Origin of the sequence: Aquabacterium sp. (assembly GCF_036279675.1) — a bacterium.
Classification (GTDB): Bacteria; Pseudomonadota; Gammaproteobacteria; order Burkholderiales; family Burkholderiaceae_C; genus Aquabacterium.
Map to the genome: position 1 here is coordinate 1 of NZ_DASUIS010000152.1, position 8,616 is coordinate 8,616.

Sequence of the window (8,616 nt, forward strand, 5' to 3'; positions counted from 1 at the left end):
TGGTCCACGCTGCGTTGACGTTGATGCCGATCCTTCAGGCGCACATAGATGCTGACCTGGTTGCGCCCCAATGAAAAGCCCGTGTTGATGGTGGACAGCGTGTAGCTGACTTCGGGCATGTGGCGGATCAGCGCTTCGACATCATGCGTGCGGGCCTCCGTGGCTTCCAGCGAGGTGCCGGCCGGCGTATAGAAGTTGACGAAGGTCTCGGAGTAATCGGCCTTGGGCACGAACTCGGTGCCCATCAAGGGCATCAGGGCCAGGCTGCCAACCAGGCTGCCGGCTGCGAGCAGCATGGTCCACCAGGGGTGGTCCAGCGCCCAGGACAGCAGGTGCTGGTAGGCCTCGCCCAGCGAGTCGGCCCAGCGTTCCACCGCGCCCGTCATGCGGCCGATGCTGCGCTCATACCAGGATGCAGACGTGGTGACGTCACCCTGGCGGTGAATGGCGGGGTCATGCCAGATGCTCGACAGCATCGGGTCCAGCGTGAAGCTCACGAACATGGAGATCATCACGGCCGCCACGATGGTGATGCCGAACTCGTGGAAGAACTTGCCGATGATGCCGCCCATGAAGCCGATGGGCAGGAACACCGCCACGATGGACAAGGTGGTGGCCAGCACGGCCAGGCCGATCTCTCTGGTGCCGTCCATGGACGAGTCCAGCGCGGATTTGCCCATCTGCACGTGCCGCACGATGTTCTCGCGCACCACGATGGCATCGTCGATCAGCAGGCCCACGCACAGGCTCAGGGCCATCAGCGTGATCATGTTGATGGAGAAGCCGAAGGCATACATGAACAGGAAGGTGCCGATGATGGAGATCGGCAGTGTGAGGCCGGTGATGACGGTGGAGCGCCAGGAGTTCAGGAAGAGGAACACGATGCCCACGGTCAGCACGGCGCCTTCGATCAGCGTTTCGCGCACGGTGGACACGCTCACGGCGATGGGGCGGCTGTTGTCGCGGATGATGTCGACCTTCATGCCCGGTGGCAGTTCCTTTTGTACCTGGGTGACCACCTCGCGCAGGCCTTTGGCCACATCCAGCGTGTTCTCGCCCTGTGCCTTGAGGACTTCCAGTGCGAGCGTGCGCTTGCCGTTGTACAGGGCCAGTGTGTCCAGCTCCTGCGGACCATCGATCACATCGGCGACCTGGCTGAGGCGGATGGGCTGGTTGGCGCGCGTGGTGATGATGAGGCGCTCGAAGTCGCGCACGGTCTTCAGGCGCGCATCGATCTGCACGACGCGGTCTTGCTCCTTGGTGCGCACGCTGCCGGCCGGCTGGTCCTGATTTTCCAGGCGCACGGCGTTGGCCACCTGTTCGGCACGCAGGCCCAGCGCCTGCAGCGCTTGTGGCTTGAGGTAGACGTTGATCTGGCGCTTGAGCGCGCCCACCAGGTTGACCGAGCCGACGCCGCGCACGTTTTCCAGTCGCTTGCGCAGGATCTGGTCGGCGTAGGTGCTCAAGGCCTGCTCGCTTTGCGAGGCATCCGGCGAGGTCAGTGCCAGCGAGAAGATCGGGCGGTTGGCCGGGTCAAAGCGCAGGACGCGCGGCTCCTTCACTTCATCGCGCAGGGTGGGGCGGATGGCCGAGAGCTTTTCGCGCACGTCATCGGCAGCGCGGCGCCCATCGACGTCCAGATTGAACTGCACGATGACGACCGAGCTGCCTTCATAGGAGCGCGAGTACAACTGGTTGATGCCCGCCACCGTGTTGACGGCTTCTTCGACCTTGCGGGTGACTTCCGATTCGATGATCTCGGGCGAGGCGCCGGGGTAGTCCAGCTGGATGGCCAGCGTGGGCAGTTCGATGTCGGGGAACTGATCGACCTTGAGGCGCTGATAAGAGAACAGACCGAGCACGACCAGGGCCAGCATGACCATGGTGGCCAGCACCGGGTTGTTGATGGACAGGCGGGTGAACCACATGCGGTGCGTTTCCTGACGGCTATCAGCGCGTGGCTGCGGCGGGCTGTTCGAGCTTGACGGCCTGGCCGTCATGCACGGTGCCGCTGGCGTTGCGCACGATCATGTCGCCAGCCTGCAGGCCTTCGACCACCTCCTGCATGGGCTGCCCATCGGGGCTCTTGCCGCTGTGCGTGCCCAGTTTCACGTTGACCCTGCTCACCTTGCCCTGGCTGACGCGCAGCACCTGGTCACGGCCCGATTCCCTGGTGATGGCGCTCAAGGGTACCGCGAGCGCGTCGCGTTGCGCCAGCATGATCTCGCCCTGGGCAAACAGGCCCTGGCGCAGGGCAGGGTGGCTGGGCAAGGCCAGGTAGACCATGACCGAGCGGGTGTCGGCTGTGGCGCTGGGGTTGATGCGGGCAATGCGGGCAGTGACGGCTTCGCTCAAGCCGTCAAGATGGAGAGTGGCGGGGCTGCCTACGCGCACTTGCGTGACGTCCTGCGGCGAGAGTGGGGCCTGCAACTCCAGGCTGTTCAAGTCCACCACTTCCACGATGCGGCCATCCACGGCCACGCGTTCGCCCGCTTGCACGAAGCGCTGCGAGATCTGCCCGGCAATCGGCGCGCGCACGGTGCTGTCCTTCAAGGCCTTGCTGGCCAGGTCGACGGCGGCCTGTGCGGCCTCGTAGGCCGCTTTGGTACCAGCGGCATTGGACAGCGAGGTGTCCAGCGCATTGCGCGAGATGAAGCCTTGCGCAATGAGCGCCTGGTTGTTGTCGAGGTTCTGCTGGGCGATCTGCCACTGGGCCTTGGCTGTGGCAGCTTGCTGGCGGGCCTGTTGCAGCCTGGTGTCGAACTCCTGGGGGTCGAGCTTGCCGATGACCTGATCGGCCTTGACATGGTCACCCTCACGCACTTTCAGGCTCAGCAGCTCGGCGGCCACCTTGGCCTTGACGATGGCCGAGCGCTGGGCGCTCAGGCTGCCCGAGATGGCGATGGTGTGTGTCAGTGGAGTCGGCTGGATGGTCATGACCTCGCGTGACGTCAGTGTCATCTGGGGCGCCTGCGCGCTGGCAGAACTCTGCGCCAGTTCGCTTTGCTGTGCCTTCTTGTGCACGATGGCGCGGCCGATGCCACCACCCAGAACCAGCACACCGGCTGCCAGGGCGATCCACTTGGTTTTGTTGCTCATGTCTCTTGGTGTTGTGCGGTGCCGGGCCGGACCTCGAGGCCTCTCAGCAGCAATTCGATCTGGGTCGTCATGAAACGCTCCGGATCGAGCGGTACCGGGTTGGCCGTGCAGACCGATGTGCACTGGCGATACAGGATGAGGAACTGCAGCGGGGCAATCAGCGCATGGACGACCGAGGTCACGTCCATGTTCCGGAACTCCTGGCGGTCGATGCCACGCTGCACGGCGCGTGCCAGCAAGGCATGGCTGGGCGCGACCACCTCGTCCACATAAAACTGTGCCAGCTCCGGAAAGTTGGCGGCCTCGGCCATGATCAGCACCAGCAGCCCGGATGCCTTGGACGAGCCCACCCGCGACCACCATGTGTGGGCCAGCAGGTGCAGGGCATCCGATGTGCTGCCGTCAAATTGCTCCAGCAACTCTTCACCTTCCACGATGACCTGTGTGAGGTAGGCGCGAACCACTGCCTTGAAGAGCTCGTCCTTGCTGGGGTAGTAGAGGTACAGCGTGCCTTTCGATACACCGGCCAGCTTCGCGACTTCCTCAGCTCGCGTGGCCGCCAGGCCCTTTTCGACGAACAGGTTCATGGCCGCTTCCAGCAACTCGTGCGGACGGGCGGCCTTGCGCCGCTGGCGCACCTTGGGGGCCAAAGCCGCCACGGCTGCCGCGATCGGGCACGAAGACCCGCTGGCGTCCGGTTTGTCCGCAGGTACGGGCAGGGCAGAAGCAGGCGAGGGTACGCGGCTCAAGGCGGTGACTTCCAAAATAACTGACTGGTGGGTCAGTAATGTAGCCGTGCGATTCGGCTCGGTCAAACCGTCTGCGCAGATGCTGGCAAGGGGCCGGCTTGGCTATCATGCAATTCGATTTGTCAGTTCTGCAGAGCCCATTCATGGAAAGACCTCAAGCGCAAGAGCGGGCGGCTTACGCCCACTTCAGCACCATCACCACCCGCTGGATGGACAACGACATCTACGGGCACGTCAACAACGTGACCTACTACAGCTACTTCGATACGGCCGTGAACCGTTACCTGATCGAGGCGGGCGTGCTGGACATCCACCAGGGCGACGTCATCGGCCTGGTCATCGAGACGCATTGCAACTACTTTGCCTCTCTCGAGTTCCCGAAGAACGTGGATGCCGGCATCCGCGTGGCCCATATCGGCAAAAGCAGCGTGCGCTACGAGATCGGCCTGTTCGATGAAGGCGAGCCGATGTCGGCGGCGGTGGGGCACTTCGTGCATGTGTATGTGGACCGCAGCACGCGTCGCCCCGTGCCCTTGCCTGAGCCTTTCGTGAAGGCGCTGCAAGCCCTGCAGGTCAAGCCCAAGGCAGATTGAGATGCCCCACCCGAAGTCGGTGCCGCGTGAGCCGGATGTGATCACGCCCGAGTCGATCGCTGCCGTGGATCACGCCATCACGTCGCGGCGCTCGATCAGGCGGTTCCTGACCAAGCCTGTGCCGCGTAAGCTGATCGAGGAGATCCTGCGTGTCGCGTCGCGCTCACCGTCGGGCAGCAACACCCAGCCCTGGCGTGTGCATGTGCTGACGGGTGCCAGTCGTCAAGGCCTGGTCGACAAGATCATGGCCGCGTACAACGACCCCGCTCAGGCGGCACAGCACAAGACGGAAGAGGGCTATTACCCTGCGAAGTGGGAACCGCCCTATGCCGATCGGCGCCGACAGGTCGGGCTCGACCTGTACGGTTTGCTGGAGATCGGCCGCGAAGAGAAGGCGCGCATGCACGCGCAGCAGGGCCGCAACTACGCCTTCTTCGATGCGCCCGTCGGGCTGATCTTCACCATCGATCGCAGCTTGGGCCGAGGCAGCTGGATGGATTGCGGCATGTTCCAGCAGACCGTCATGATCGCGGCGCGCGCACGCGGCCTGGATACCTGTCCACAAGCGGCGTTCAACCAGTACCACCGCATCGTCAGCGCCCATCTGGAACTGGATGACGAGACCGAGATGGTGGTAGTGGGGATGGCCCTGGGGTATGCGGATCCGGATGCGATCGACAATACTTTACTGTCGGATCGGGAGCCTGTATCTGGCTTCGCGCGTTTCCTGGATTGAGCGAGACCCATGCTGGAATAGGGGGATCCTAGGGTTATCCCTTGATGGTTGCTCATGTGGTTTCCGGTCTGCTCGGTCTAAGATCTGGCCGCCGATCTGAGTCGGCCTGTTTCCTGTTTTGGCCTGGCTGGTCAATTGCGTTTCACTCTTTGTTCGGAGGTAGTTCCTATGAGCCTGATGGGCCAAATGATGCACATGCCCTTGATGATCTCCTCGCTGCTGACGCATGCAGCACGCCACAATGGCGACGTGGAGATCGTGTCCAAGCGTGTGGAAGGCGACATGCACCGCACCAACTGGACCGAGGTCGAACTGCGCTCGCGCAAGCTGGCTCAGGCACTTGACCGTCTGGGCCTGGAGGCGGGCGACCGCGTGGGCACGCTGGCCTGGAACGGCTACCGCCACATGGAGATCTACTACGCGGTCTCGGGCTCGCAGCGCGTCTGCCACACCATCAACCCGCGCCTGTTCCCGCAACAGGTGGCCTGGATTGCCAACGATGCGCAAGACAAGGTCATCTTCGTTGACCTGAACATCTTCCCGCTGGTCGAGAAGCTGGCGCCTTCGCTGCCTACGCTCAAACACGTGGTGCTGATGTGCGCGCGCGAGAACATGCCGCGTGAGTGTGCGCTGCCCAACCTGCATTGCTACGAAGACCTGATCGCGGCCGAAGACGGCAACTACAACTGGCCTTCGTTCGACGAGAACACCGCGGCTTCCATCTGCTACACCTCGGGCACGACCGGCAACCCCAAGGGCGCCGTGTACTCGCACCGCTCGACCGTGCTGCACGCGTTCGCCGCTGCCCTGCCTGACGCCATGAGCCTGAAGGCCACGGACACCGTGCTGCCTGTGGTGCCCATGTTCCACGTCAATGCCTGGGGCCTGCCTTACACGGCTGCCATGGTTGGTTGCAAGCTGGTGTTCCCGGGTCACCATCTGGATGGCGCTTCGCTGTACAACCTCTTCGAAGAAGAGAAGGTCACCATGAGCGCTGGCGTGCCCACCATCTGGTTGGGCCTGCTGAACCATGTCAAGACCAACAACCTGAAGTTCAGCACCTTCAAGAGCACCATCATTGGTGGCGCAGCCTGCCCGCCCGCGATGATCCGCACTTTCGAGAACGACTACAACGTCGAAGTGATCCACGCCTGGGGCATGACCGAACTGTCGCCGCTGGGTACGCTGGGTCGTCTGAAGTCCAAGCACGCCGACTGGTCGACGGAAGACAAGCAGAAGCTGCTGGAAAAGCAGGGCAAGTCGGTCTATGGCATCGACATGCGCATCGTGGACGCCGAAGGCAAGGTGCTGCCCTGGGATGGCAAGTCCGCTGGCGATCTGGAAGTGCGCGGCCACTGGGTCATCAGCAGCTACTTCAACATCGACAAGTCGCCGCTGCATGACGGCTGGTTCCCCACGGGCGACGTGGCCACCATCGACCCCGATGGCTACATGCAGATCACCGACCGTTCCAAGGACGTGATCAAGTCCGGTGGCGAGTGGATCAGCTCCATCGACCTGGAAAACGCGCTGATGGCTCACCCCGCCGTGCAGGAGGCTGCCGCCATCGCCTGCCATCACCCCAAGTGGGACGAGCGTCCGCTGATGGTGGTGGTCAAGAAGCCTGGAGCCGAAGTCAGCAAGGAAGAGCTGATCGCTTTCTACAAGGGCAAGATCCCCAACTGGCAGACGCCTGATGACGTGGTGTTCGTGGAAGAGATCCCGCACACGGCCACCGGCAAGATCTCCAAGCTGCAGTTGCGCGAGAAGTTCAAAGACCACAAGCTGCCTACGGCTTGATCGTTGTGTGAAGCACACAGGGCGCTCCATTTGGAGCGCCTTTTTTTGCGTGTCATGTGCGCTGTTGCGCGCATGCGCACGGGATTTGTTCATTTACGCGCACTACCCGGAATGTGCGGGTCATCCCTGACGGCCTCCCTCAAGTCAGGGGGGTAAATTGGCCACGATCAGGTTCATCACGACACGGAGATATCAATGCGCTTCCATGTTCCCCAAGTTCGCACGCTGAGCTTTCTGGTAGCTGCCAGCCTGTCCGCTGGCGCGGCGTTGGCCCAGAAGGGTGAAACAGTCAAGATCGCCTGGATCGATCCGCTGTCCGGTCTGATGGCCAGCGTCGGCCAGAACCAGGTCAAGAGCTTCCAGTTCGTGGCCGAGAAGATCAATGCCAACAACCCGGCCGGCGTGAAGTTCGAGATCGTGAGCATTGACAACAAGCTCAGCCCGGCTGAATCGCTCAATGCCTTGAAGTCGGCAGCCGACCAGGGCATCCGCTACGTCGTGCAGGGGCTGGGATCGGGTTCCGCGCTGGCGCTGGTGGATGGGGTCAACAAGTACAACGAGCGCAACCCCGGCAAGGAAATCGTCTACCTGAACTATGCTGCGGTGGACCCTGATCTGACCAACAGCAAGTGCAGCTACTGGCACTTCCGTCTGGATGCCGACACCTCCATGAAGATGGAGGCGCTGACCACTTTCATCAAGGATCAGAAGGACGTTCAGAAGGTCTACCTGATCAACCAGAACTACGCGCACGGCCACCAGGTCTCCAAGTTCGCGAAGGAGAACCTCAAGCGCAAGCGTCCGGACATCCAGGTGGTGGGCGACGACCTGCACCCGCTGGCCCAAGTGCGTGACTTTGCGCCCTATGTGGCCAAGATCAAGGCATCGGGTGCCGACACCGTCATCACAGGCAACTGGGGCTCTGACCTGGCGCTGCTGGTCAAGGCCGCCAACGACGCCGGCCTGACCGCCAAGTTCTACACCTACTACGCCAACTTCGGTGGAACACCCACCGCCTTGGGCAAGACGGCCAATGGCCGCGTCTACCAGATCGGCTATGGCCACTACAACCTGGGTGGTCTGAATGGCCAGTTGGTGGCCGAGTTCAAGAAGCGCTTCAACGACGACTACTACTCTGCCGCCACCTACTCTGGCCTGCAGATGCTGACGATTGCCATGGCCAATGCCAAGTCGACCGATCCGGTCAAGGTGGCGTACGCGATGGAGGGCTTGAAGTTCAAGACCTTCAACGGTGAGGTCGAGATGCGCAAGACCGACCACCAACTGCAGCAAACCTTGTTCCTGGCGAAGTGGGCGCCGACCGATGCGAAGAACCCGTACAACGTCGAAGGTACTGGCATGACCTTCGTGCCGGTCAAGCAGTTTGACGCGTACGTGGCCAGCACGCCCACGTCGTGCCAGATGAAGCGTCCGTCCTGATGACGCTGAGGGCATGCGGGGGCGCCATGGCGTTCCGCATGCCCTTTTTTTGACCTGATCGTGGTGCCGGCGGTGGCTGGCGAAACGACCTTTGCGGGCCTGTCATGGAAACGTTTTTTGTCTTTGCCCTCAACGGGCTCAGCTACGGGCTGCTGCTGTTCATGCTCAGCTCCGGTCTGACGCTCATTTTCAGCATGAT

The 8,616-nt window shown here is 62.4% G+C and carries 7 protein-coding genes; 4 read left to right on the forward strand and 3 right to left on the reverse strand.

Features of this window, described 5'->3' with window-relative positions:
- The 3 genes from VFW93_RS17925 to VFW93_RS17935 all read right to left on the reverse strand — a co-directional run.
- A partial coding sequence (locus VFW93_RS17925; RefSeq protein ID WP_329695315.1) for an efflux RND transporter permease subunit occupies positions 1–1,928 on the reverse strand: 1,928 nt, incomplete at its 3' end.
- 22 nt (positions 1,929–1,950) lie between these two features.
- Entirely contained in the window at positions 1,951–3,099 is a 1,149-nt protein-coding gene (locus tag VFW93_RS17930; protein ID WP_329695316.1) for an efflux RND transporter periplasmic adaptor subunit, read from the reverse strand.
- Entirely contained in the window at positions 3,096–3,848 is a 753-nt protein-coding gene (locus VFW93_RS17935; protein WP_329695317.1) for a TetR/AcrR family transcriptional regulator, read from the reverse strand. Before VFW93_RS17935 ends, VFW93_RS17930 begins: the two co-directional genes overlap by 4 nt.
- Before the next feature lie 143 nt (positions 3,849–3,991).
- On the opposite strand from VFW93_RS17935, the gene VFW93_RS17940 reads away from it, so the two are divergent.
- The 4 genes from VFW93_RS17940 to VFW93_RS17955 all read left to right on the forward strand — a co-directional run bounded on the left by VFW93_RS17940 (position 3,992) and on the right by VFW93_RS17955 (position 8,417).
- Positions 3,992–4,441 carry a thioesterase family protein gene (locus VFW93_RS17940; protein ID WP_329695318.1) on the forward strand — a complete coding sequence of 150 codons (450 nt, stop codon included), beginning with the start codon at positions 3,992–3,994 and terminating at the stop codon, positions 4,439–4,441.
- 1 nt (position 4,442) lies between these two features.
- Positions 4,443–5,177, forward strand: coding sequence for a nitroreductase (locus VFW93_RS17945; RefSeq protein WP_329695319.1), 735 nt, complete (start codon positions 4,443–4,445; stop codon positions 5,175–5,177).
- Positions 5,178–5,345: 168 nt separating this feature from the next.
- Positions 5,346–6,977 (forward strand): 3-(methylthio)propionyl-CoA ligase, encoded by a 1,632-nt coding sequence (locus VFW93_RS17950; protein WP_329695320.1) that lies wholly within the window; start codon positions 5,346–5,348, stop codon positions 6,975–6,977.
- A 195-nt stretch (positions 6,978–7,172) separates the two neighbouring features.
- Positions 7,173–8,417 (forward strand): branched-chain amino acid ABC transporter substrate-binding protein, encoded by a 1,245-nt coding sequence (locus VFW93_RS17955; RefSeq protein WP_329695321.1) that lies wholly within the window; start codon positions 7,173–7,175, stop codon positions 8,415–8,417.
- The last annotated feature ends 199 nt before the right edge of the window (positions 8,418–8,616 follow it).

Bases quoted from the DNA above. Each gene is read 5' to 3' on its own strand.
- VFW93_RS17930 (WP_329695316.1), bottom strand. From the start codon at position 3,099: ATGAGCAACAAAACCAAGTGGATCGCCCTGGCAGCCGGTGTGCTGGTT.
- VFW93_RS17950 (WP_329695320.1), top strand. From the start codon at position 5,346: ATGAGCCTGATGGGCCAAATGATGCACATGCCCTTGATGATCTCCTCG.
- VFW93_RS17940 (WP_329695318.1), top strand. From the start codon at position 3,992: ATGGAAAGACCTCAAGCGCAAGAGCGGGCGGCTTACGCCCACTTCAGC.
- VFW93_RS17955 (WP_329695321.1), top strand. From the start codon at position 7,173: ATGCGCTTCCATGTTCCCCAAGTTCGCACGCTGAGCTTTCTGGTAGCT.
- VFW93_RS17945 (WP_329695319.1), top strand. From the start codon at position 4,443: ATGCCCCACCCGAAGTCGGTGCCGCGTGAGCCGGATGTGATCACGCCC.